Source organism: Microbacterium luteolum (assembly GCF_039533965.1).
GTDB classification, from domain to species: Bacteria; Actinomycetota; Actinomycetes; order Actinomycetales; family Microbacteriaceae; genus Microbacterium; species Microbacterium luteolum.
In genome coordinates, this window is the sequence record NZ_BAAAUN010000001.1 from 1,170,249 (window position 1) to 1,194,358 (window position 24,110).

Here is a 24,110-nt window from a genome sequence, read left to right on the forward strand (position 1 = left end):
AACTCCTTGGAGTCAGGAATGTGGCGTACGAGAAACGCGCGCCGATCGGATGCGCCGGGCAGCTGCGGTGACGCCAAGCGCTATCAGGATACCAGGGACTGTGAGCGCGATGAGCGGCAGGGTACCGTAGCGCAGCGAATCAGCGCTGGGAAGCAGCGGTGAGCCCGCCTCGGTGGGAGCGTCGGCATCCGGAAGGGGCTCGACGGCGACCGGAGTGACCGTCGGTTCGGGCTGCGGCTCGGTCTTCGCGCGGCGGAAGAAGTGGATCCATTCGGCGAGATCCCCCATCGGGTTCTTGTCCACCGCGGCGATGTCGGCGGAGATCGCCGCCGCCGCGTCCACGAGGCCGAACCCGTACAGCGGATCCCTCGGTTTCACGGCGTCCGCGACGGGCATCGCGGTCTTGATGATCCGGTTGATGACGTCGATCGCCTTGATGTCGGGATGCGCGGAGCGGATCAGCGCCGCGACGCCTGCCACGATCGGGGCGGCCCCGCTGGTGCCCCTCCAGGAGACGACCTCGCCGTTCGCGGACACGCCCAGCAGCCCCTCGCTGGGAGCGGAGATGCCGATCGTGATGCCCTGGGTGGACGCCTCGATGCTGGCCGTGCCCGTCTGGTCGACCCCGCCGACGGTCAGGACGCCCGGGATCGTTGCCGGCGCACCGATGATGTCGGTGCCGCTCCCCCGGTTGCCCGCGGCGACCACGACGACGACGTCGTGCTCGAAGGCGTACAGGAACGCGTCGTCCCAGCTCTCGTCCCAGTCGAGCGTGTTCGTCGTGAACGACAGGTTGATCACGTCGGCGCCGTTGTCGACGGCCCAGCGCATCGCCTTGGCGACCTGCTCGGTGAACGGTACGGCCGCGGCGGCACCGAAGCCCACGGAGATGGAGAGGAGGTTCGCCTCGGGCGCGACGCCGATCATGCCCTTGCCGTCGGGGGCACCTCGTCCGGCGGCGAGGGAGGCGACCCAGGACCCGTGATTGCCGTCGACCGCTCCGACCGGGGTGCGGCCGTCGGGCGTGCCCGTTCCGGAGACGTCCGTCCCGCCGACCACCGCATCGCCGAACGTCTGCGGGACCTTGCCGATTCCCGTGTCGATCACCGCGATCGTGACGCCGGCACCTCTGGTCGTCTTCCACGCCTCGCGGATCTTGGCCCCGTCGAGCCAGTACTCCGACGCGCGCACGGGATCGGTGGGGTCGTCGGGGATCGGCGGAGGCGTCGCCGTCGCTCCCAGGAGCAGGACGGATGCCGCCACGACCGCGATGGCCGTGACATTTCGCAGCATCCGCCGTGGGCTCACGCCGACCGCGCCTCGTCGCGGGTCGCCGCGCCGGGGTCCTCGCAGCGGCACACCGCAGGAGACCACGAGGATCGTTCCAGAGCGATGTCTCCGATCGGGTTCACTCCCGGCCCTGCCGCGAGCGCATGGCCGGCGAGGGCGTGCAGGCACTTGACGCGGGTGGGCATGCCGCCGGCCGAGATGCCGTCGATCTCCGGCACGTCGCCGAACCCGCCGCGATCGGACAGATACGCCTCGTGCGCCGCGAGATATCCCGCTGCGATCGCCTCGTCGTCGGTGAGGAGCGCCGCGAGCTCCCGCATCACCTGCGTGGCCTCGAGCGTCGACATCGCCGCCGTGGCGGACGGGTGCGTCAGGTAGTAGAAAGTCGGGAACGGCGTGCCGTCGGGCAGACGCGGCGTGGTGGCGACGACCGTCGGGTTGCCGCAGGCGCATCGCGCCGCGATGCCGACCACTCCGCGTGCAGGGCGCCCGAGCTGCGCCGAGACGACGGCGAGCTCGGCGGGCGTGGGTGCGGGGAAGGGCGGCGTGGTCACCACACCAGCGTAGGGGAGCCGCCAGGGAGGATGCTCGGAGCGAACACTCAGGGAACGACGGCCGCCGTGTCGCTGAGCCCGGTCGAGACGAGGGTGCGCAGCAGCTGCGGCATCCAGTCCGCCGGCTTCTCCTCGAGAGTGGCGCTGATCGGGTCCTGCTCGCGCGGGAGCGCGGAGGGGTCGAGGTCGTTGTCGATCAGGTAGACGACCTCCCCCGGCTTCACGTAATAGAGGCGCTCACGGGCCTGCGTCGTGATGTAGGCGGGATCGCTCCAGCGCTCGCGCTCGGCGATCAGGTCGGCGATCTCGTCCTCGCTGACCTTCACAGAGGCCTCGAGCGCTGCGATCTTCTGCCGCTGGTCGATGAAGGTGCCGAGCGTCGGCACGAGCACCCACGCCCCCAGCACGACGAGGGACAGCATGATCACGGAGAAAGCGGAGAGACGGATGCCGGAGGCCCACTCGCGCACATCGACGCGCTGAGAGCTCCCCCGCGTGCGCTTCCGCGACGCGGCGGGCGCGGATGCCGCTCGGACGTTCGCCTTCGCGCGCCCCTTCTTCGCGGTCGCCTGTGGGGGCGCTGACGCCTTCGGAGACGCCGAAGGAGGAGCCGGTCGTCGTGCCACGGCTCCTCCTCCGGTCACCGCTCAGCGGTGTGAATCTGACTCTTCTGTCCTGCTCAGCCCTGGTAGCGCGGGAAGGCCGAACGCCCGGCGAAGACCGCGGCGTCGCCGAGCTCCTCCTCGATGCGCAGAAGCTGATTGTACTTCGCGACGCGCTCGCTGCGCGCAGGCGCACCCGCCTTGATCTGACCCGCGTTCGTCGCGACGACGAGGTCGGCGATCGTGGTGTCCTCGGTCTCACCCGAGCGGTGCGAGAGCATCGCCGTGTAGCCCGAACGCTGCGCCAGGCTGACCGCGTCGAACGTCTCGGTGAGCGTGCCGATCTGGTTGACCTTCACGAGCAGGGAGTTCGCGACGCCGCGCTTGATGCCGTCGGCGAGGCGCTCCGGGTTCGTGACGAACAGGTCGTCGCCCACGAGCTGGACGCGCGAGCCGAGCACGTCGGTGAGGTGCTTCCAGTTGTCCCAGTCGTCCTCGGCGAGGGCATCCTCGATCGTGACGATCGGGAAGTCGTTGACCAGGCCGACGTAGTACTCGGTCAGCGCTTCGGCGTCCCAGTCCTTGTTGTCGAGGCGGTAGACGCCGTCCTTGAAGAACTCGGTGGCGGCGACGTCGAGGCCGAGGGCGATGTCGGATCCGGGCGTGAAGCCGGCCTTCTCGATCGCCTTGACCAGGAAGTCGAGGCCCTCGCGGTTGCTGGGCAGGTCGGGGGCGAAGCCGCCCTCGTCGCCGAGGCCCGTGGCGTAGCCGGCGGCCTTCAGCTCGGAGCGCAGGACGTGGTACGTCTCCACGCCCCAGCGCAGCGCCTCGGAGTAGGTCTCGGCGCCGATCGGCGCCAGGAAGAACTCCTGCATGTCGATGCCGTTGTCGGCGTGCTCGCCGCCGTTGATGACGTTGAACAGCGGAACGGGCAGCAGGTGCGCGTTCGGGCCGCCGAGGTAGCGGAACAGGGGAAGGTCGGCGGAGTCCGCGGCGGCCTTCGAGACCGCGAGGCTCACGCCGAGGATGGCGTTCGCGCCGACGCGCTTCTTGTTCTCGGTGCCGTCGACCTCGATGAGGATCTCGTCGACGATGCGCTGCTCGCTCGCCTCCACGCCCTCGATGGCCGGGCCCAGCTCGTCGATGATGGCTTCGACGGCCTTGAGCACGCCCTTGCCGCCGTAACGGCTCTTGTCGCCGTCGCGGAGCTCGTACGCCTCGAACGCACCGGTGGATGCACCGGAGGGGACGGCGGCCCGCTGGACGATGCCATCGTCGAGGAGCACCTCCACCTCGACGGTCGGGTTTCCGCGCGAGTCGAGAATCTCGCGTGCGCCTACAGCCTCGATCAGTGCCACTGATGTGCTCCTTGCTCAGAGAAAAGGTGTGTGGAGCGTCGTCGGTCCGCGCTCAGTCTAGCCCGGCCCTTCCTCGGGCTCAGGGACCCACCCCCGGGGTTCGGGGAACGCCGGTCAGACGACGAGCGCGAGGGCGACGCCGTCCCAGCCCTTGGCGCCGACCGTCTGCAAAGCCGTCGCGTCGAACCGCGGATCTTCTCCCAGCATCCGCAGTCCGTCGCGGGTGCCGATCACCTTCGAATCCGTCGAGTCCTCGCGCACGATCTCGCCCTCGCGACCGATGTTGTCGAGCACGATCACCGTCCCCGGGTGGCCCAGCTTCGCGGCCCAGTCGAGGTAGACGGTGTTGGACTCCTTGTCGGCGTCGATGAAGACCAGGTCGAATCCGGCGACCAGGGTCGGCAGCACGTCGGCGCCCCTGCCGATGCGGATGTCGACACGATCGCCCACACCGGCGGCATCGATGCTGGCGCGCGCGACGGCAGCGTTGTCCGCCTCCGCCTCGATCGTCACGACCCGCCCTTCCGGGCCGACCGCGCGGGCCAGCCAGATCGTGGAGTACCCGCCGAGCGTGCCGATCTCGAGCACCCGGCGCGCGCCGCTGATGCGGACGAGGAGGTCGAGCAGCTTGCCGGCCACCGGAGCCACCTCGATCTCGGGGAGGCCGGCGGCCCGCTGCGCCTCGAGCGCCGCCTCCAGGGCCGGGTCGTGTCCGACGAGCGTGTCGGCGAGGAAGGCGTCGGCCTGCGACCAGGCTGCGGGAGTGGATTCCATTCCCTCAGCCAACCGCCGGCTCGGCGGCGCGTCAAGAGCGCGGGGCGGAGAGCAGCCTTCCCGGTGCACCGGCGAGTTCGGGCTGCCGCCGGAACTGCCCGGTGGCCACGAGGACCGCGATCACGACGGCGAGGACGATCCAGCCGGCGACCCCGAGCGGTCCCGCGAGCGCCAGATCAGGCTTCGCCGCCGCGAAGATCACGATGAGCCCTGCGGCCGCGTTGAGCGACCCGTGTGCGATGACCGCCGGCCAGACCGATGCGGAGCGCAGCCGGAGCCAGCCGAGCAGGATGCCCCAGGCGACGCATCCGCCGATCATCAGGAGCACGCCGCTCAGGTCGGTGCGGCCGAAGTTGTAGCCGAGGAGGATGATCGGGCTGTGCCAGAAGCCCCAGATGGCGCCGCTGAGGAGCAGCGTCGGCCACGTGCCGAGCGGACGGAGGGCGGGAACGAGCCACCCCCGCCAGCCGAGCTCCTCTCCGAAGGCGGGGATCGCGTTCAGGAGCGCCGCGAAGGGGATCATCGCGATCTGCGCGAACACGACCACCTCGACCGGGGGCATCGGCGACCCCGCAGGCAGAGCCTTCTGGAGCTCGACCGCGAAGGCCGCGAACGTGAGGTCGAGCCGGACGAAGCCGAGGGCGGCCGACACGAGGACGGTCAGCGCGACCAGAAACGGTGGCACCAGCCAGGCCGCGACCATCAGCCAGACGACCCGCTTCGCGGGCCGCAGCGGCCACAGCCCCAGGAATCGGGCACGCTCCCCTCGCGCAGGGATGCGCATCGCGAAGGTGACGATCAGCGCGGCGATGGCAGGCGTCAGCATCATCGCCGGCAGCAGCGCCCCGGCCAGCGGTTCGGCGAGACCGTCACCCAGCCACAGCGGCAGTGCGACCAGCCAGGCGAGACCGCACGCGAGCACCGTGAACACGATGACAGCCGACCAGGGCACCCGCCGGGTCTCGAGCAGTGCGGAGTGGTTCATGAGGTCGCCTTTCCTTGGTCGGTCCGGGGTGCGCCGTGGGGGCGTGCACGGTCGACGAACGTCTGCAGCAGGGCTGCTGCCTCCTCGGCGCCGTCGATCGTGACGAGGAACGGCGGTCGGCCGCGACGCTCGACCTCGATCGCTGATCCCCGACGGGTCACGATGCCGGTCCGCCCGTCCAGGCCGATGCGCCAGCCCCAGCCGCCGAACTCGCCGAAGGGCGAGACGTCGACGGCACGCGCCGACTCGACCTCGTCGAGCGGCATCGTGATGCGCGGCCAGCCGATGAGGGCTCTCGCGGCGAATCCCTCGGGTGTCACGCGCACTCGGAACGCCGTGGTCGCGACCATCGCGAACGCGACGACGACCACCACGATCGCGACGACCCATCCGCCCTGCACACCCGTACCGAGCATGAAGGCCGCGAGCGCGACGAGCGCGAACAGGAGCAGCAGGAGGGCCGAGACCGCGGCACGCGGCATCGAGGTCGTGGCCAGCCAGACGACGCGCTCCCCCTCGGCGATACGCACGGCCTGACGCGGTTCGAGCGTGGGCCCCGATTCGGGACGCACCTGCGGCTGCACCGCCCAGGCGACGGCACCGACGGCCGCGAGCGCGGCGAAGGATCCGGCCAGCACGAGGCCGATACCCGGCACGTCTGCCCCGGCTTCGAGGTCGCGCTGCATCGCCAGCGAGCCGAGGCTCAGCACGGTGGCGAAGGCGGCCATGCCCGCGGCGAGCGCACCCATGAGCCGCGCGGCACCGCCCCACTGCGCGCCCACCGCGGCGAGCGTGATTATCGCCATGAGTACGGGGAGCACCAGGCCGACGCCGAGCAGGATCCAGACATAGGTGGATGCCGGTCCGAACCCGTCGGCACCGTCGACACCCCAGTGGATCGCCACCTGGTCGGGCATCGACGGCAGCCAGGCGAGGAGCACGACGACGCCGATGGCCGAGATCACGATGGGCACGACCACCGCGACGAGGAAGAAGGTGAGACGCGCGCGGCGAAGCGGCGACGACGGTGTGCGGGTCGGGTCGTCTGCGGTCATGGCGAGACCTCCTCGGGGCTCCTGGGGGTTTTCGTCTCTGTGCGAGGATCACGATGCGCGTGCACGATCCCCGCGAGCGTCTCGGCGGAGACACCGAGGGCACCGGCTCGACGCACCAGCGCGTCGATGTCCTGCGCGAGCTCGGCGAGCGGTGCCGCCGACGCCGCGATCACGGCTCCCCTGCCCCGGCGGAGATCGACGAGTCCCTCGTCGCGCAGCCGCTGGTAGGCGTGGAGAACGGTGTGCTGGTTGATGTCGAGGGCCTCGGCGACGTCGCGCGCCGCCGGCAGGCGATCTCCGGGCACGAGCGCGCCGGCGAGGATGTCGGAGCGGACGGACGCCGCGACCTGGTCGTACAGCGGTCGGGGACTGTCGGTGTCGACTCGGATCAGCATCGGCACTCCTCCTCTCGAATCGCTACTTATTCTAATTGAACTAGAACAACTGTGGCAACCCTCCAGTCGCCTTGGTCGACGCGCGGTGCATCCGGGACACTGACGCCATGCGCATCACTCCCCGCCGACTCGCGATCGGCATGAGTCTCTGGATCCCGAACCTCTTCAGCGGCATCCGCATCCGCCGGTTCAGCGACGACTGGACCCACGCGACCGTCGAGCTCCACGTGAACGTGTTCACCCGCAACTACGTCAAGACGGCTTTCGGCGGCTCGATGTCGGCGATGACGGACCCCTACTTCTTCATGCTGGTGATGCATCAGCTCGGACGCGACCACGTCGTGTGGGACACCCGCGGCGAGATCGAGTTCCTCAAGCCCGGCCGCGGCGTGCTCACCGCCGAGTTCGAGGTGTCGAAGGAGAAGGCCGACGAGATCCGCGAGCGCGCCCGAGGCGGAGCGAAGGTGCTCGAGTGGTTCGAGACCGTCATCACCGACCGCGACGGCGACGTCGTCGCGAAGGTGCGCCGGGAGGTCTACATCCGCGAGAAGAAGCGCGTCACCGCGTCGCGGAGCTGACCGGACTCCTGCCGTTCACCCGGGCATGCGACGATGTCGCCATGCCCCTCGCCCGCCGACTGACGCTCGGAGACGCCGTCGCGATCGGCCTGGGTTCGATGATCGGCGCCGGCGTGTTCGCGGTGTGGGCCCCCGCGATGGGCGTCGCCGGCAGCGGCATCCTCATCGCTCTCGCGATCGCCGCCGTCGTGGCGTTCTGCAACGCCACCTCGTCTGCCCAGCTCGCCGCCGTGCATCCCGTCGCCGGCGGAACCTACGCGTACGCCCGCGCGGAGATCGGACCGTGGTGGGGATTCATCGCGGGGTGGAGCTTCGTGATCGGCAAGATCGCGAGCTGCGCGGCGATGGCGATGACGTTCGCCGCGTACGCCGCCCCAGAGGGCTGGCAGATACCGGTCGCCGTCGTCGCTGTCGCGGCGCTCGCCACGGTCAACTGTTTCGGCGTGACCCGCACAGCCCTCCTGACCCGGATCCTCGTCGCGTGCTCGCTGCTCGGCCTCGCCGTCACGGTCGCGGTCGGATTCGGGTCGGCCTCCGCGGCCGCGCCTCCCCCACTCCCGGATGCCTCGGCATACGGCGTGCTGCAGGGAGCCGGGCTGCTGTTCTTCGCGTTCGCCGGCTACGCGCGGATCGCGACCATGGGTGAAGAGGTCGTCGACCCCGCCCGGACGATCCCCCGCGCCATCATCCTCGCCCTCGGCGGCGCGGTCGTCGTCTACGCCCTGGTGGGCCTCGCGGTCATCCTCGTGCTCGGGGCCGATGCCGCCTCATCGACCGCACCGCTGGCCGATCTTCTCGTCGCCGCCGGCTGGCCAGCACTGGCACCGCTCATCCGGGTGGCCGCGGCCGCCGCCTCTCTCGGCGCGCTGCTCGCCCTGCTCACGGGCATCGGCCGCACGACCCTCGCGATGGCTCGGGAGAGCGACGTGCCGCGGTTCCTGGCGAAGGTCGACGAGCGTCATCAGGTGCCGCAGCGCGCCGAGATCGTGATCGCCGCGATCGTCATCGTCATCGTGCTCGTCGCGGATCTGCGCGACGCCATCGGGTTCTCCTCCTTCGGCGTGCTGCTGTACTACCTGATCGCGAATGCGGCTGCCTTCCGCCAGACAGGAGCAGCGCGCCGCTATCCGCGCGTGCTGCAGGTCGTCGGAGCGCTCGGCTGCCTGGTGCTCGTGAACAGCCTGCCGGTCATCGCCTCACTCGTCGGGACGGCCGTCGTCGTCCTCGGCGTCGGGTATCGGATGCTGCGCCTGCACCTCGCCGGTCGCCGACTCGGCAGCTGAGTCCGCTGCTGACTCCGAGCGGTACGTCCGCGGCGCGATCCCGAGCACGGCCTGGAAGTCCCTCGTCAGGTGCGCGTGGTCGGAGTAGCCGAGCTCGGCCGCGATCGTCGCGAGGTCGGCCGCCGGTTCCTCACGGACGAGCAGGGCGGCCTCCTGCAGACGGCGGCGCCGGATCATCGCGGCGGGCGACAACCCGATGTGCCGGTGCGTCATCCGCTGGAGCGTGCGCACCGACACGGCCAGGCGCGTCGCCGCCTCCTCGGGCGTGAGCGCCGCGTCCTCCCCCATCAGCACGTCGGTCAGGGCGTTCGCCTGACGCGCCGCGTCTTCTGGCAGGCCGATCCGCTCGCGGAGCCAGCGGGAGAACGCCGCCACCGCACGCTCCCTGTGCCCCTCGCCGGAACCCATGGCCGCGCTCACGGCGTCGAGCAGGTCGGGCGCGTCGAACCGTGCCTCCGAGTCGATCAGCAGCGCCGGCTCCTCGATCAGCGCGGCAACCGCAGCGGGGCGCAGCAGCGCGCCCACCGCCCAGCCGCGTCCGCGCAGATCGCGATGGGACGCGCGGGTCGTCGCCCCCGACAGCGCGACCCCTTCCGGCTCGACCACGAGGTTGAGCGCGGGATACGAGACGATCTCCTGCCGGGACGAGCGCCCAGGCTCGATGTCCCACTCGGGGATCCAGAACCAGGTGACGAGCTCCACCGCATCGGCCGGCGCCGGCAGGCGATGGAACTCCGGCAGTCGTGCCGGGTACAGGATGCCGCGGGTCGGATTCACCATGGGCCCAGCGTAGGGTCCGACCCCGACACCGATGCGGCCGAGGTTGGCGCGGATCTTCAAGCCGCCGGCATCCCGCCCCTCCTACCGTGAGGACATGACTGATGAGACCCCAACCACCGGCGCCAACGGCGCGTACACGACCGACGGACGACCGAACAGCGCGACGTCGCTCACACCCTTCCTCGCGATCCCCGGAGCGAAGCAGGCCATCGAGTTCTACCGGGACGTCTTCGGCGCGCGGGTCGTCGACGTGACCGAGTTCGGCGGCGTCGTCGCCCACGCCGACCTCGACTTCGGGCTCGGACTCCTCCAGCTCGGCGAGCCGAGTCCCGACTACCACCTGGTGGCCGCTCCCGCCGGCGACGACGACTGCTACTCGATGGGCCTGTACGTGTCCGACGTCGATGCCGTGGTCGAGAAGGCCGTCGCGGCGGGAGCGACCGTTCGCGAAGCGCCGGCGCCGTTCGTGTCGGGCGACCGGTACGCCAGCATCCGCGACCCGTTCGGCGTGCGCTGGTCGGTGATGACCCGCGTCGAGGACATCTCCGATGAGGAGAGCAGCCGTCGCGTGGCCGAATGGGCCGAGTCGTTCAGCTCTGCACCGGCGGACGCCGCGAGCTGACGGCGACCTCGGCCGCCCGGCACACGGCAGGGAGCAGCGCCTCTGCCGTGCGCCGGTATCCGAGGGCGCTCGGGTGGAAGCGGTCGAGGCTGAACATCGCCTCCGGCTCGTCGAAGAACATCGGCCCGACGGCGCGGCGCAGATCGACGGGTTCGGCACCCGCGTGCCGCGCGGTCTCCGCCTGGATGTCGGCGAGACGGCGCGACATGCTGGAGGCCAGACGCCGGAGCGGCTGCGGCACCGGGCGCAGCGCGCCGAGGTCGGGACAGGTGCCGACGACGACCTCGGCGCCGACCTCGCGCAGCCGTCGGATCGTCTCGTGCAGATGCTGGGCCGAGAGCGAAGGCGGAAGGCGGTGCGTCACGTCGTTTCCGCCCACGACGATCACGGCGACCTGCGGACGGTAGCCCTCCGGCAGCACGTCGAGCTGCGCGGGCAGGTCCGGCGACTCCGAGCCGACGATCGCCGCGGTGTGCAGGCGCACGGGGCGCCGCATCCGTCGTGCCGTGCCCTTCGCGAGGCGCCCGCCCAGCGTCTCCTTGCGCCGTTCCGCTCCGAGGCCGGCCGCGATCGAGTCGCCGAGGATGAGCAGGTCGATCGGGTCTCCGTCGAGCCCTGCCCGCCACACGCGATCGGCATCCAGCGACTCCTCGCCGAGCGGCTTCCCGATCCGCTCCCGGGCGAGAGCCGCCTGCCGCGTGAGGACGAGGCGGATGCCGGCGAGGACGGCGGCGACCGAGAGACCGGTGACAAGACCCCGGAACACGAGGACGCGGATACGGCTCACGCCACGATTCGACACGACCGGCGTGAACGCGGCGTGAACGGATCACTCCGGACGGTCATGTACGCCCGTCGTCAGTTCAGCGGCTTGAGCTCCAGCGCGCCCGCCCCTGTCGACACGGTCGCGAACGCGGTGTAGCCGTCAGCGGCCGAGCGCTCGAGCAGCGCCTTGAGGTTCTTGGTCCGACGCTCCAGACGTACCCGAGCGCCGCCCGCGATGAGGCGGGCCTTGTGCGCGACGAGCTCGCTCACGGGCACGTCGGCGTCGTGGATGAGCACGACCGCCTCGGCCACGGCATCCGGTTCCGCGGTGACCAGGTCGACCAAGCGCTCGAAGCCGAGCGAGAACCCGACGGCGGGAACCTGCTGGCCGAGGAAGCGGCCGATCATGCCGTCGTAGCGTCCACCGCCGCCGAGCGAGTAGGCGACCGAGGGATGTGCGAGTTCGAAGATCGTGCCGGTGTAGTAGCCCATCCCCCGCACGAGGAACGGATCGAAGACCAGCGGGATCTCGGTCGGCTCTGTCGAAGCACGCCCGGCGGCGACAGCGTCGCCGATGCCGACGAGGTGCGCGACGATCTCGTCCGGCGCGTCGTCGGGCAGCGCCTTGCGGATCTGCCGCTCGCCGTACGGGTTGTACTCCATGGTCTGCGGACGCCGCAGGAACTCCTCGAACGCGTCGACGGGATCCGTGCTGCTCCCCTGCCGCAGAGCCCGCTCGCGGAGCTCGGCACCGACGCCCTCGGGGCCGATCTTGTCAAGCTTGTCGATCGTGATCAGCACGCCAGGGCGCTCGTCGGCGGTGAAGCCGAAGCTGTCGAGCATCCAGTCCAGCACTCGCCGGTCGTTGATCCGCACCGTGGCGCCCTCGAGTCCGAGCGCGTCGACCGCGTCGAGGGAGGCGACCATGAGCTCGGCCTCGGCGCGCGAGGAGTCGTCGCCGATGATGTCGATGTCGCACTGCACGAACTGGCGGTAGCGCCCCTTCTGCGGACGCTCGGCGCGCCAGACCGGCCCGATCTGGATGGAGCGGAACACGCCGGGAAGCTGCCCGCGGTTGCTCGCGTAGAACCGGGCGAGCGGCACGGTCAGGTCGTAGCGCAGCCCGAGATCGGACAGCTCGGCCGGGTCCTCCGCCGCTTCGCGGATCTCGTCGGCGTCGAGGCCTCGCCGCAGGATGTTGAACGACAGCTTCTCGTTGTCGCCGCCGATGCCGGCGTGCAGGCGGTCGTAGTCCTCCACGACCGGGGTCTCGATCTCGTCGAATCCGTGCGCGAGGTACCGATCGCGGATGACGGAGAGCACACGCTCACGGCGGGCCTTGTCGGCGGGGAGGATGTCGCGCATGCCGCGCGGCGGGTTCACAGTAGCCACGCTCCCATCTTCCCAGGTCCGGCGCGGGGCCCGATCCTCCGGGTGTCAGGACGCCGCTTCGGCGACGCGGACCTCGTCTTCCAGCATCCGCAGTCTCTCGCGCAGCGCGCGTTCCGCATCCCAGCCCTCGGTGCGAGCCGTCGCCACCAGCGCGAGGAGCGCGTCTCCGAGCTCGGCCTCGGATGCCGGAGCGGCAGGCTCGGCCTGCGGCACGATCCCCGCCCCCGCTGCCCGCCCCACGAGCTTCTGCGCGAGCGCGAGCGCCGGCATCCCCCGGGGAACACCGTCGAGCACGCTCGTCCTGGTGCGCTTCTCGGCGGCCTTCGCCGCATTCCAGTGCACGAGGACCTCTTCCGGCGTCGTCGCCACCTCTCCGGCGAAGACGTGCGGATGCCGGCGCACCATCTTCTCGGTCAGGGTCTCGGCCACGTCGTCGATGTCGAACGGGTGGTCCGGATCCTGCGCCGCGATCGCCGCGTGGAACAGCACCTGCCAGAGCAGGTCGCCGAGCTCCTCGCGCAGGTCGGCCCGGGTGCCGCTCTCGACCGCGTCGATGACCTCGTGCGACTCCTCGATCAGATAGGGGACCAGATCGCGATGCGTGATGCGCTGCGACCACACGCAGCGCTCACGCACCTGGCGCATGGTCTCGGCCGCGGCGCGCAGCGGATCCTCCGTGCCGTCGTGGAGTTCGGGCCGAGTGCTCACGGTTCCTCCTTCGATCCTCCCCGGGGTGCGCTCCGGGCGGGCGGCGCTCACGACGAGGCGGCCGCGACCTGACGGTACCAGCGCGCGCGCAGCGACACGATGATGCCGGAGAGCACGAGGGCGATCAGCGAACCGACGAGCACGCCGAGGATCGCCTGATCGCGGATCTCGTCGTGCGCACCGAAGGCCAGGTTGGCCAGCAGCAGGGAGACCGTGAACCCGATGCCGCCGAGGGCACCCGCCGCCAGGATGTCGGCGAAGGGCAATCCGGGCGCCGCTCCCTTCGGGCGGATGCGCATGGCGATCCAGCCGAACAGGCCGATACCCACGATCTTGCCGACCGGGAGGGCGACGACGATCGCCCAGAATGCCGGCGACAGCTGCGTCGGAGACACGGCGGGGATCACCACGAAGGCGGCGACGAACGCGAAGACGGGCAGGATCACGCCGTTCACCGTCGGCTCGAGCGCGTGCCTGGTGCGACCGGCAGGGACCGGCGACATGACCAGTCCGAGCATCACTCCCGCGATCGTGGCGTGGATGCCGGACGATGCCACGAGGCCCCACGTCACGACTCCGACGATGACCATGGCCACCGCGATCAGCGCGTGCCCGTGTTCGTGGAGCAGCCGGCTGAGCAGCCAGAACACCGCGACCCCGATGATCCCGAGGCCGAGCAGCAGCCACTGCACGTCGTGCGCGAAGAGGACGGCGATGAAGATGATGCCGATGATGTCGTCGAGGATCGCGAGCGCCAGGAGGAAGACCCGCACGGTCGGAGGCAGACCACGTCCGAACATCGCCAGGACGCCGAGAGCGAAGGCGATGTCGGTGGCGGTCGGGATGGGCCACCCCGTCGCCGTGTCGCCGCTGCCGGCGATCAGGAGGTACACCGCGATCGGAACGAGCACACCACCGGCGGCCGCGATCGCGGGTTGCACCGCCTTCTGCGGGGAATCGAGCTCGCCATGGGTCAGCTCGTGCCGCAGCTCGATGGCCACGACGAGGAAGAAGACGGCGAGCAGCCCGTCCGACACCCAATGTGCGACCGACAGATCGAGCCCGGTGCCGGGCACGGCGATGTGGAAGTCGAGGATGGCCGCGAGCGCATCGTGCGTCGGGAGGTTCGCCAGCAGCAGCCCGAGCCCTGCGGCGACGAGCAGGAGGACGGCGGGGAACTGCTGGCCGCGGAGGGGGTTCGCTGAGATGCGCATCCCCTCCATCGTAGATCGCGGGGCGCGGGTGTCCTCGGGCGTCATGCGTTCCAGACACACCGACCGACGGGGATACTCTCGAAGGGTGACCCCCGCACAGAGCTTTCCCGAGCCCACGAACACCGAGGCCATCCGCGTGATCGGCCGCTTCGAAGCCGGCCAGGGCATCCCGGATGCCATGCGCTCCGACGTCAGGATGCTGGGCGGACTGCTCGGCCAGGTGCTGCGCGAAGCCGGCGGCGACGACCTCTTCGAGGACGTCGAGCGTCTGCGCCTCGCCACGATCCAGGCGTACGAGGAGGAGAACTCCGACGCCTTCGAGCGGGCGGCGGCGATCGCCGAGTCCTTCACGGTCGCGCGCGCCGACGAGGTCGCCCGCGCCTTCACCTGCTACTTCCACCTGGTGAACCTCGCCGAGGAGCACCAGCGCGTCCGGGTGCTGCGCGAACGCGCCGGCCAGCCGGGCCGCGAGGATGCCGCCGACACGGTCGCGACCGCGTACGCGCGCCTGCAGAGCGAGGTCGGCGACGACGAGGCGCGCCGTCGCCTGGCCGGACTGCGCTTCCACCCGGTGTTCACGGCGCACCCGACCGAGGCCCGTCGCCGCGCCGTGTCGTCCAGCATCCGCCGCCTGTCCGAGCTGCTCACCCAGCACGATGCGGCGAGCGAACGCGGCGCCGAGCAGCACCGCGCCCGTCGCCGGATGCTCGAGGAGATCGACACGCTGTGGCGCACCGCGCCGCTGCGTTCGCAGAAGCCGTCGCCGACCGACGAGGTCCGTACGGTCATGGGCGTGTTCGACGAGACGCTCTTCACGACCGTGCCGCATGTGTACCGGCGCATCGACGACGCGCTGCGCGGCGAGGACTCCGGCTCGAGCGCGCCCGTCGTCCCCGCGTTCGTCCGCATCGGGTCCTGGGTGGGCGGCGATCGCGACGGGAACCCGTTCGTCACGGCATCCGTCACCCGAGAGGCCTCGCAGATCGCCGCGGACCACGTGCTCCGGGGTCTCGAGCGTGCCCTCGACCGCATCGGCCGCACGCTCACGCTCGCCGCGGACGACACACCGCCCAGCGCCGACGTCACCGCCCTCTGGGAGGGGTTCGCCGCCGCGGAGCCCGATGTCGCCGCCGAACTCGCCGCGCGCTCTCCCGAGGAGCCGCACCGTCGCGTACTGCTCGTGCTCGCGCGCCGCGTCGCCGCGACCCGGAGCGGCGACCGCGAGCGCGGTTACGCACGCCCGGAGGAGCTGCTCGCCGACCTGCGCGCGGTGCAGACCTCGCTCGCGGATGCCGGCGCGAAGCGCCACGCCTTCGGCGGCGTGCAGCACCTGATCTGGCAGGTGGAGACCTACGGCTTCCACCTCACCGAGCTCGAGGTCCGTCAGCACTCGCAGGTGCACAGGAAGGCTCTGGCGGAGCTGGAGGCCGGCGACGCGATCAGCGCGCAGACCGAGGAGGTCCTGGAGCTGTTCCGCGTGATCGCCGAGATCCAGCGCGACCGCGGAGCCCGTGCGGCCGGCCGCTACGTGGTGTCGTTCACCCAGTCGGCATCGGATCTCGCCAACGTGCACCGTCTCGCCCGTCACGCGCTCGGCGACGACGCCCCGGTGCTCGACGTGGTGCCGCTGTTCGAGACGTTCGCCGACCTGCAGGCCGCCCCGGAGATCCTCGCCGAGGCCGTGACCTTCCCGGAGTTCCGCGCCCGCATGGCGGAGACCGGCAACCGCCTCGAGGTCATGCTCGGCTACTCGGACTCGTCGAAGGACGTCGGACCGGTCGCCGCGAACCTCGCGCTCTACGAAGCGCAGGAGAAGATCGCCCGGTGGGCGCAGGAGTCGGACATCGAGCTCACCCTCTTCCACGGTCGCGGCGGCGCCCTCGGACGCGGTGGCGGACCTGCGAACTCGGCCATCCTCGCGCAGCCGCCGCACTCCGTCGACGGCCGGTTCAAGCTCACAGAGCAGGGCGAGGTCATCTTCGCCCGCTACGGCGAGCCCGCGATCGCCATGCGCCACATCGACCAGGTCGCCGCAGCGACCCTCCTGGCATCCGCCCCCTCGGAGGAGGCCCGCACCAGCGGCGCCGCCGCCCGCTATGCCGAGGTCGCGTCGATCATGGATGCGACGTCGCGCGAGCGGTTCTTCTCGCTCGTGAAGGCCGAGGGGTTCGCGCCCTGGTTCGCGACCGTGACGCCGCTCGAGGAGATCGGCCTGCTGGCGCTCGGCTCGCGCCCCGCACGGCGCGGTCTGTCCGTCGAGTCGCTCGAAGACCTCCGGGCGATCCCGTGGGTCTTCGCGTGGACGCAGGCCCGCATCAACCTCGCCGGATGGTTCGGTCTGGGCACCGCGCTGGAGGCCGTCGGCGATGTGGAACTGCTCACCGAGGCGTACCGGGACTGGCCGCTGCTGCGCACCATGATCGACAACGTCGCGATGAGCCTGGCGAAGACGGACGAGCGGATCGCCCGTCAGTACCTCGCACTCGGCGACCGCGACGACCTCGCCACCCTCGTGCTCGATGAGCTCGCGCTCACCCGCCAGTGGGTGATCCGCCTCACCGGCGGCGAGGGACTCCTCGAGAACAAGCCCGTCCTGCAGCGCGCCGTGCAGTTGCGCAGCCCCTACGTCGATGCGCTCTCGCTGCTGCAGCTGCGTGCGCTCCGGGCGCTCCGCTCGGCCGCAGAGGAGGCGGGGGGCTCCGGAGCCGATGCGGAGCAGCAGCGCCTGCTCCTGCTGTCGGTCAGCGGCGTCGCGGCGGGCCTGCAGAACACCGGGTGATCCTGCGCCCAGGCGGCGTGAGAGTTCTCACGTCCGGGGCACCGCTAGAGTGAAATACCGGTCGGATCCGGCCCTTCTCCCTCACGCGACACGATCGCCTGCGCCCTCATCCCCCACCAGAAAGCCCACCTCGCGTGACCGCTACGTCTTCCGTCGACTTCCACCCGCTCTCCCCCGCCGTGCAGCCCGTCTTCGACACGGTGCTCTCGCGGAGCCCGTACGAGCCCGAGTTCCACCAGGCCGTGCACGAGGTGCTGAACTCGATCTCGCCGGTGCTGGAGCAGCACCCGGAATACGTCGACGGCGGCATCCTGGAGCGTCTGGTCGAGCCGGAGCGTCAGATCCTGTTCCGCGTGCCGTGGGTCGATGATGCCGGTCGGCTGCAGGTCAACCGCGGCTACCGCATCCAGTTCTCCTCGGTGCTCGGGCCTTACAAGGGCGGTCTGCGCTTCCACCCTTCGGTGAACCTCTCGATCATCAAGTTCCTCGGGTTCGAGCAGATCTTCAAGAACGCGCTCACCGGTCAGGGCATCGGCGGCGGCAAGGGCGGGTCGGACTTCGATCCGCACGGCAGGTCCGACGCCGAGGTCATGCGGTTCTGTCAGTCGTTCATGAACGAGCTCTACCGCCACCTCGGCGAGCACACCGACGTGCCGGCCGGCGACATCGGCGTGGGCGGACGCGAGATCGGCTACCTCTTCGGGCAGTACCGCAAGGTGACCAACCGCCACGAGTCCGGCATGTTCACCGGCAAGGGCACGGGCTGGGGCGGCGCCGAGGTGCGCACCGAGGCCACGGGCTACGGCGCCGTGTTCTTCGCCCAGGAGATGCTCGCCGTGCACGACGACTCCCTCGCGGGCAAGCGCGTCGGCATCTCGGGATCGGGCAACGTCGCGATCTACGCGATCCAGAAGGCGACCCAGCTGGGCGCAACGCCGGTCACGGCATCCGACTCCTCCGGCTACGTCGTCGACGACGCCGGCATCGACGTCGATCTGCTCCGCCAGCTCAAGGAGGTCGAGCGCGCCCGCATCGTCGAGTACGCGAACCGTCGCCCGAGCGCCCGCTTCGTCGAGGGCGGCAGCGTGTGGGAGGTGCCGGTCGACATCGCCGTGCCGTCCGCCACGCAGAACGAGGTGAGCCTGGCCGACGCCGAGGCGCTGATCGCGAACGGCGTGCGCGCGGTCTCCGAGGGCGCGAACATGCCCTGCGAGCCGGCCGCGGTCGACGCGTTCCAGAACGCCGGGGTGCTCTTCGCTCCCGGAAAGGCCGCGAACGCCGGCGGTGTCGCGACCTCGGCGCTGGAGATGAGCCAGAACGCCTCGCGCCAGCGCTGGACGTTCCACGACAGCGAGAACAAGCTGCGCGAGATCATGGGCGACATCCACCGCGCCGCCTTCGACGCCGCCGAGCGTCACGGCCGGCCGGGAGACTACGTCGCTGGAGCGAACATCGCCGGCTTCGAGCGCGTCGCCGCGGCGATGCTCGCCCAGGGCGTCATCTGATCGCAGGCGCAGAGCGGATGCCGTCAGCCGCCGACCTGCCGGTCGTCGGCGTGCCGGGCGAGCGAGCGGCCGTAGCGCTCGGTGAGCTGCACCATCAGGTCGGGGGTGTCGCGGTCGACGCCGAAGACGTGGCCGGGGAAGTCGAGTTCCGGCTGCGCGGCGGTGATCTCGGCCTCCCGGTCGGGTGACAGCAGCTGCACGGGGTCGCCGACCGCCACCCAGCCGATCGGGACGACGGTCCCTTCCGGGAGCACCGCGCGTCGATGCACGATGGCGTTGACCCGCACCTCGCAGCGGTCGCCGACCAGCGCGCCGTTGAAGATGCGGGCGCCCGAGGCGAAGAAGACCTCCTCGCCGACGGTCGCGCCGGCGATGCTGGCCAGCGTGCCGATGAGGGTGTGCGCCCCGATGTGCACCGCGTTGGCGGCCGTGGCGCGGATGAGGGCGTTCTCCATCACGATCACGTTCTCACCGAGAGTGATCGGTCCGCCCTCCGCGGTGATCACGGCGCCGTGCAGCACCTGGCAGTCCGGGCCGATCTCCACGTCGCCGGAGATCACGGCGGTGGGAGCGATGACGGCGGTGTCATGGATCCGGGGCCGAGCCCCGAGGTGCTCGTACAACATGCGGCCAGACTAGTCCTGCTCGGTACGCTCGAGCGATGACCGAGATCGTTCCGTTTCGCGCACTGCCACTGCAGGCGGATGCCGTCAGCTACGCCTACGGCCCCGACTCGAGGCGTGGCGACGACGTACGCGCCGGAACCATCCGCACCTTCGAGATCGTCGACAGCGTGGCGTATCCCGGTACGGTGCGCAAGATCTGGGTGCATGCGCCGCACGGCCACGATGCTGCTGCCCCGGCGGCGGTCATGGTCTTCAACGACGGCTGGTGGTACCTGGATCCGGCCGGCGATGTCCGAGCGGGAATCGTGCTGGACAACCTCGCGCATCGCGCCGAGATCCCCTCACTCGTATCCGTCTTCGTCGACCCCGGAGTCTTCCCGGACGCCACGAACCCGAAGAACCGCAACGCGGAGTACGACGAGGCAGATGCGCGCTACGCCGGCTTCCTCCTGGACGAGGTGCTACCCCGGGTCGCCGAGACGCACGCGCTGAGGCCCGAGCCGGACCGACGCGGGATCTGCGGAGGGAGTTCCGGTGGGAACGGCGCCCTCACGGCCGCGTGGCAGCGCCCCGACGGCATCCGCCGGGTCATCTCGTTCAACGGGAGCTTCGCGCAGATGCCGAGCGGCAACCCCTACCCCGCGCTCCTCCGCTCCGGCGAGGGCCGCCCGTTGCGGGTCTTTCTGCATGCCGCCCATCGCGACCTCGGCTGGAACGATCGCGATCACAACTGGTTCGCTGAGAACCTCGAGACCGCCGCGGCCCTGACCCGGGCGGGAACCGATGTCCGCCTCGTTGTCGGCGACGGCGGCCACCATCCGAATCACGGCGGCGTCATCCTCCCGGATGCGCTGCGCTGGCTCTGGCGCGATGAGCGTTGACACGGGCTGAGCGACCGATCTACTCTCCCCTGCATGGTCATCGACCGGCTCTTTCCCATCCTCCGCACGCCCGACCTGCCGCAACTCAGCGGGTTCTATGAACAGGCGTTCGACGCCGAGGTCACCTACCGCTACGACCATGAAGGGGTCGACGTCTACGTGGCCCTGGCGGTGGGCGGCGGGCAGATCGGCATCGGGCTCGAAGCGGACATCGCGCGCGGCGACGCGATCGCCGTCTGGTTCTACACCGACGATGTCGATGCCACCTACGCTGCAGCACTCGCTGCCGGCGCGGCATCCGTCGCTCCGCCCGAGGATCTCCCCTGGGGCGAGCGCGTCGCTCAGGTGCGAGACCCCGACGGCAACCTGCTCTACGTCGCGACGGCTATTCGACCTTGACCGGCTCCGGGAAGATCGCGGTGAAGAGCTGTCCGACCCACTCGAGCAGCTGCGCGTCGGGCAGGGGCTCGAGCCCCACGCCCACGTCGGCCGCCACCATCGGCATCGGCACCACGAGCGCCTCGCCGCCGGAGACGAGCTTCGCCTTCGGGTACAGCCGCTGCAGCCGCACCTTGATGGAGTCCTCGAGGCGTGCCGGGGCGATGCGCAGATTCGACCCCATCACCACGACATCCGTCAGCCCCGCGCGCGCGGCGCGGCGGCGCAGGCGCGAGATCGCGAGCAGCCCCTCGACCTCTTCCGGCGGCGTGCCGTAACGGTCGACGAGCTCCTCGATGACCTGATCGATCGCCTCGTCCTTCGCCGTGGCCGCGGATGCCGCCGAGAGCTTCTGGTACGCCTCGAGACGCAGCCTCTCGCTGTCGATGTAGTACTCGGGGATGCGCGCGTCGAGCGGCAGCTCCAGGCGCAGCTCCTGCCCGCTCTCGACCTCGTCGCCGCGGAACGTCGCCACGGCCTCGCCGATCATGCGGAGATACAGGTCGAAGCCGACGCCGGCGATGTGACCGGCCTGCTCGGCGCCGAGCATGTTGCCCGCGCCGCGCAGCTCGAGATCCTTCAGCGCGACCTGCATGCCCGAACCGAGGTCGTTGTTCACCGCGATGGTCTGCAGGCGGTCGGCGGCGGTCTCGGACAGAGGCTTCATCTCGTCGTAGAGGAAGTAGGCGTAGGCCCGCTCGCGCCCACGACCGACGCGACCGCGCAGCTGGTGCAGCTGGCTGAGGCCGTACTTGTCGGCGCGATCGATGATGATCGTGTTCGCGTTGGAGATGTCGAGCCCGGTCTCGATGATGGTCGTCGAGACGAGCACGTCGAACTTGCGCTCCCAGAAGTCGTCGACGACCTGCTCGAGCTGGTGCTCCCCCATCTGCCCGTGCGCGACGGCGATGCGGGCCTCCGGCACGAGTTCGGCGAGCTGGGCGGCGACCCGCTGGATCGACTGCACCCGGTTGTGCACGAAGAAGATCTGACCTTCGCGCAGGATCTCGCGACGGATGGCCGCCGCCATCTGCTTGTCGCTGCGGGGCCCCACGAACGAGAGGATCGGATGCCGGTCCTCCGGCGGCGTCGCGAGCGTCGACATCTCGCGGATGCCGGTGACCGCCATCTCGAGCGTCCGAGGGATCGGCGTCGCACTCATCGCGAGGATGTCGACGTTTGTCTTCAGCTTCTTGAGCGTGTCCTTGTGCTCGACACCGAACCGCTGCTCCTCGTCGATGATCATCAGGCCGAGGTCCTTGAAAACGATGCCCTCGGTGAGGATGCGGTGCGTGCCGATGACCATGTCGACGGAGCCCTCGAGCAGGCCCTGCAGCGTGAGACGCACCTCTTTGTCGCTCTGGAACCGCGACAGCGCCCGCACCTTCACTGGGAATCCGGCGAACCGCTCGGTGAAGGTCTCCATGTGCTGCTTCACGAGCAGGGTCGTCGGCACGAGCATCGCGACCTGCTTGCCGTCCTGGATCGCCTTGAACGCGGCGCGCACGGCGACCTCGGTCTTGCCGAAGCCCACGTCTCCGGAGAGCAGGCGGTCCATCGGGATGGGCCGCTCCATGTCGGCCTTGATCTCGTCGATCGTCTGCAGCTGGTCGGGAGTCTCGGCGAACGGGAACGCCTCTTCGAGCTCGCGCTGCCAGGGGGTGTCCGGTCCGAAGGCGTGCCCCTTCGCGCTCATCCGCGCCGAGTACAGCTTTACGAGCTCGACGGCGATGTCGCGCACGGCCTTGCGAGCCTTGCCCTTGGCCTGCGACCAGTCGCTGCCGCCCATCTTGGAGAGCGTCGGGGCCTCGCCGCCGACGTACTTCGACAGCAGATCGAGCTGGTCCGTCGGCACGTACAGCTTGTCGCCGGGGTAGCCGCGCTTGGACGGCGCGTACTCCAGGACGAGATAGTCGCGGATCGACTTGGTGGCGTTGCGTCCGCCGGTCGACACCTCGCGCTTGGTCATCTCGACGAAGCGGCCGATGCCGTGCGTGGCGTGCACCACGTGGTCGCCGGGCTTGAGCTGCAGCGGGTCGACGACGTTCTTGCGGCGCGAGGCGAGCTTCTTGACAACACGCTGGTCGCCGCCGATCGTGCGGCCGTAGAACTCGTTGTCGGTGAGGACGGCGAGCTTCGCCTCGGAGATCTGGAAGCCCGCCTCGACCGAACCGGTGACGAGTGTCGCGATCCCGGCCTCCGGAGCTTCGGTGAGCGACTCGACGACGCGCGCGGCGATGCCGCGGTCGGCGAGCACGTCGCGCGCCCGATCGACGAGTCCGGAACCCGCGGAGATGACGACGACCCGCCAGCCGTCCGAGACCTTCGCCTCGACGAACGAGATCGCGCCGTCGACGTTGCCGTGGAACGACGGGATGACGGCGGCATCGAGGTTCGTCGCCTCGGCATCGCCTTCGCCGAGTCCAGCCCCGAACGGGCTCAGCCGCCACCAGACGCCGCCGCGGTCGCGCACGACCTCGCGCAGCTGGGCGATCGTGCGGAAGTCGCCGGCTCCGAGATCGATCGGCGCCGAGGCTCCCGACGTGGCCGCGCTCCACGCGGCGTCGAGGAACTCGCGGTTCGTCTCGCCGAGGGTGATGGCGCGCGCGGTCGAGCGCTCCGGGTCGACGACGGCCGTCGCACTCCCGGCCGGCAGGTATTCGGCCAGCGACTTGAGCGGACCCGACACGGCGGGGAGCAGCGACTCCATGCCCTCGACCGGGATGCCCTCGGCCATCTTCTCGAGCATCCCCGAGATCGCCGGGAACCCGCCGATCAGGGCGCGTGCCCGCTCGCGCACGTCAGGTGTGAGCAGCAGCTCGCGGCTCGGGGGCAGGTCGACACCCGGGATGTCTCCCGGCAGCGAGCGCTGATCGGCGACCGAGAACGCGCGGATCTGATCGATCTCGTCGCCGAAGAACTCGACGCGGTACGGGTGCTCCGATGTGGGAGGGAAGACGTCGAGGATGCCGCCGCGCACGGCGAACTCGCCGCGACGCGACACCATGTCGACCCGCGAGTAGGCGCGCTCCACGAGCTGCTCGGCGACATGGTCGAGCTCGTTCCCCCGGCTGCCGGTCACGAGCTCGAGCGGCGCGATCTCGCCGAGGTTGCCCGCGATCGGCTGCAGCGCCGCGCGCACCGAGGCGACGACGACGAGCGGATGGTCGCCGGACCACTCGGCGATCCGGCGCAGCGTCTGCAGTCGCTGTCCGACGGTGTCGGGGCTCGGACTCAGCCGCTCGTGCGGGAGGGTCTCCCAGGCGGGGAACGTGAGGATCTCGGCTGTCGGGAGGTAGGCCGCGAGCGCATGCGCGAGGCTCTCGGCGCGGCGGCCGGTCGGCGCGACGGCGAGCAGAGCCGAGGGGTGCCCCGCGGCACCGCGCTTCTCGAGCAGCCCGGCCAGCGCCGGAGCGTCGAGTCCGTCGACCAGGCCGAGGTCGGCGTCGGTGTGCGCCCAGCTGAGGGCGTCACGGTACAGAGACGCCTCTTCCAAGGCGCGCAGAATCCCCGGAACAGTCACCGG

Annotated in this window: 22 protein-coding genes; 7 read left to right on the plus strand and 15 right to left on the minus strand. The window is 70.6% G+C overall.

The window, feature by feature from the left end; all coding sequences use genetic code 11:
* Nucleotides 1-12: 12 nt before the first annotated feature.
* The 8 genes from ABD648_RS05765 to ABD648_RS05800 all read right to left on the minus strand — a co-directional run bounded on the left by ABD648_RS05765 (nucleotide 13) and on the right by ABD648_RS05800 (nucleotide 7,013).
* Nucleotides 13-1,293 carry a S8 family peptidase gene (locus tag ABD648_RS05765; RefSeq protein ID WP_350352778.1) on the minus strand — a complete coding sequence of 427 codons (1,281 nt, stop codon included), beginning with the start codon at nucleotides 1,291-1,293 and terminating at the stop codon, nucleotides 13-15.
* 11 nt (nucleotides 1,294-1,304) lie between these two features.
* Nucleotides 1,305-1,844 (minus strand): DUF501 domain-containing protein, encoded by a 540-nt coding sequence (locus ABD648_RS05770; RefSeq protein WP_282214021.1) that lies wholly within the window; start codon nucleotides 1,842-1,844, stop codon nucleotides 1,305-1,307.
* A 47-nt stretch (nucleotides 1,845-1,891) separates the two neighbouring features.
* Nucleotides 1,892-2,470: an FtsB family cell division protein gene (locus ABD648_RS05775; RefSeq protein WP_282214022.1), complete on the minus strand. Its 579-nt coding sequence runs from the start codon at nucleotides 2,468-2,470 to the stop codon at nucleotides 1,892-1,894.
* A 53-nt stretch (nucleotides 2,471-2,523) separates the two neighbouring features.
* On the minus strand, nucleotides 2,524-3,804 hold the full coding sequence (eno, locus tag ABD648_RS05780) for a phosphopyruvate hydratase (protein ID WP_282214023.1): 1,281 nt from the start codon (nucleotides 3,802-3,804) through the stop codon (nucleotides 2,524-2,526).
* Between the two features lie 114 nt (nucleotides 3,805-3,918).
* Nucleotides 3,919-4,578 carry an O-methyltransferase gene (locus ABD648_RS05785; protein WP_282214024.1) on the minus strand — a complete coding sequence of 220 codons (660 nt, stop codon included), beginning with the start codon at nucleotides 4,576-4,578 and terminating at the stop codon, nucleotides 3,919-3,921.
* 31 nt (nucleotides 4,579-4,609) lie between these two features.
* Nucleotides 4,610-5,563, minus strand: a complete 954-nt coding sequence (locus tag ABD648_RS05790; protein ID WP_282214025.1) for a CPBP family intramembrane glutamic endopeptidase — start codon at nucleotides 5,561-5,563, stop codon at nucleotides 4,610-4,612.
* Complete coding sequence (locus ABD648_RS05795) at nucleotides 5,560-6,618, minus strand: DUF1648 domain-containing protein (protein ID WP_282214026.1); 1,059 nt, start codon at nucleotides 6,616-6,618, stop codon at nucleotides 5,560-5,562. The genes ABD648_RS05790 and ABD648_RS05795 overlap by 4 nt, the downstream gene beginning before the upstream one ends.
* Nucleotides 6,615-7,013, minus strand: coding sequence for a GntR family transcriptional regulator (locus tag ABD648_RS05800; RefSeq protein ID WP_282214027.1), 399 nt, complete (start codon nucleotides 7,011-7,013; stop codon nucleotides 6,615-6,617). The genes ABD648_RS05795 and ABD648_RS05800 overlap by 4 nt, the downstream gene beginning before the upstream one ends.
* Nucleotides 7,014-7,120: 107 nt before the next feature.
* Here ABD648_RS05800 and ABD648_RS05805 point away from each other — a divergent pair, with 107 nt between their 5' ends.
* Together ABD648_RS05805 and ABD648_RS05810 are read left to right on the plus strand one after the other, a co-directional pair.
* The gene (locus ABD648_RS05805) at nucleotides 7,121-7,591 is read left to right on the plus strand and encodes a PaaI family thioesterase (RefSeq protein ID WP_282214028.1); all 471 of its coding nucleotides are present in this window, start codon (nucleotides 7,121-7,123) and stop codon (nucleotides 7,589-7,591) included.
* Between the two features lie 41 nt (nucleotides 7,592-7,632).
* Nucleotides 7,633-8,874, plus strand: a complete 1,242-nt coding sequence (locus ABD648_RS05810; protein WP_282214029.1) for an APC family permease — start codon at nucleotides 7,633-7,635, stop codon at nucleotides 8,872-8,874.
* Here the strand turns inward: ABD648_RS05810 and ABD648_RS05815 are convergent.
* A complete protein-coding gene (locus ABD648_RS05815; RefSeq protein ID WP_282214030.1) occupies nucleotides 8,788-9,654 on the minus strand; it encodes an AraC family transcriptional regulator in 867 nt (288 codons plus the stop codon). The two genes, ABD648_RS05810 and ABD648_RS05815, sit on opposite strands and share 87 nt — an antisense overlap.
* Before the next feature lie 94 nt (nucleotides 9,655-9,748).
* Between ABD648_RS05815 and ABD648_RS05820 the strand changes: the two genes are divergently transcribed.
* Entirely contained in the window at nucleotides 9,749-10,276 is a 528-nt protein-coding gene (locus ABD648_RS05820) for a VOC family protein (RefSeq protein WP_282214031.1), read from the plus strand.
* On the opposite strand, the gene ABD648_RS05825 is transcribed toward ABD648_RS05820, so the two are convergent.
* The 4 genes from ABD648_RS05825 to nhaA form a co-directional block, all read right to left on the minus strand.
* A complete protein-coding gene (locus ABD648_RS05825) occupies nucleotides 10,245-11,063 on the minus strand; it encodes an SGNH/GDSL hydrolase family protein (protein WP_282214032.1) in 819 nt (272 codons plus the stop codon). The genes ABD648_RS05820 and ABD648_RS05825 overlap by 32 nt on opposite strands.
* A 71-nt stretch (nucleotides 11,064-11,134) precedes the next feature.
* Nucleotides 11,135-12,406: a histidine--tRNA ligase gene (locus tag ABD648_RS05830; protein ID WP_282217510.1), complete on the minus strand. Its 1,272-nt coding sequence runs from the start codon at nucleotides 12,404-12,406 to the stop codon at nucleotides 11,135-11,137.
* A 72-nt stretch (nucleotides 12,407-12,478) separates the two neighbouring features.
* Nucleotides 12,479-13,078 (minus strand): nucleoside triphosphate pyrophosphohydrolase, encoded by a 600-nt coding sequence (locus ABD648_RS05835; RefSeq protein ID WP_282217511.1) that lies wholly within the window; start codon nucleotides 13,076-13,078, stop codon nucleotides 12,479-12,481.
* Nucleotides 13,079-13,188: 110 nt separating this feature from the next.
* Complete coding sequence (gene nhaA, locus ABD648_RS05840) at nucleotides 13,189-14,355, minus strand: Na+/H+ antiporter NhaA (protein WP_282214033.1); 1,167 nt, start codon at nucleotides 14,353-14,355, stop codon at nucleotides 13,189-13,191.
* 85 nt (nucleotides 14,356-14,440) lie between these two features.
* Between nhaA and ABD648_RS05845 the strand changes: the two genes are divergently transcribed.
* On the plus strand, nucleotides 14,441-17,134 hold the full coding sequence (locus ABD648_RS05845) for a phosphoenolpyruvate carboxylase (RefSeq protein WP_282214034.1): 2,694 nt from the start codon (nucleotides 14,441-14,443) through the stop codon (nucleotides 17,132-17,134).
* A gap of 134 nt (nucleotides 17,135-17,268) precedes the next feature.
* On the plus strand, nucleotides 17,269-18,639 hold the full coding sequence (gene gdhA / locus ABD648_RS05850) for an NADP-specific glutamate dehydrogenase (protein ID WP_282214035.1): 1,371 nt from the start codon (nucleotides 17,269-17,271) through the stop codon (nucleotides 18,637-18,639).
* A gap of 23 nt (nucleotides 18,640-18,662) precedes the next feature.
* On the opposite strand, the gene ABD648_RS05855 is transcribed toward gdhA, so the two are convergent.
* A complete protein-coding gene (locus tag ABD648_RS05855) occupies nucleotides 18,663-19,265 on the minus strand; it encodes a gamma carbonic anhydrase family protein (RefSeq protein WP_116636907.1) in 603 nt (200 codons plus the stop codon).
* A 35-nt stretch (nucleotides 19,266-19,300) separates the two neighbouring features.
* On the opposite strand from ABD648_RS05855, the gene ABD648_RS05860 reads away from it, so the two are divergent.
* Together ABD648_RS05860 and ABD648_RS05865 are read left to right on the plus strand one after the other, a co-directional pair.
* Nucleotides 19,301-20,146, plus strand: coding sequence for an alpha/beta hydrolase (locus ABD648_RS05860; protein WP_282214036.1), 846 nt, complete (start codon nucleotides 19,301-19,303; stop codon nucleotides 20,144-20,146).
* Nucleotides 20,147-20,179: 33 nt separating this feature from the next.
* Nucleotides 20,180-20,545 (plus strand): VOC family protein, encoded by a 366-nt coding sequence (locus ABD648_RS05865; RefSeq protein ID WP_282214037.1) that lies wholly within the window; start codon nucleotides 20,180-20,182, stop codon nucleotides 20,543-20,545.
* Here the strand turns inward: ABD648_RS05865 and mfd are convergent.
* Nucleotides 20,532-24,107 carry a transcription-repair coupling factor gene (gene mfd / locus ABD648_RS05870; protein ID WP_282214038.1) on the minus strand — a complete coding sequence of 1,192 codons (3,576 nt, stop codon included), beginning with the start codon at nucleotides 24,105-24,107 and terminating at the stop codon, nucleotides 20,532-20,534. The genes ABD648_RS05865 and mfd overlap by 14 nt on opposite strands.
* Nucleotides 24,108-24,110 lie beyond the last annotated feature (3 nt).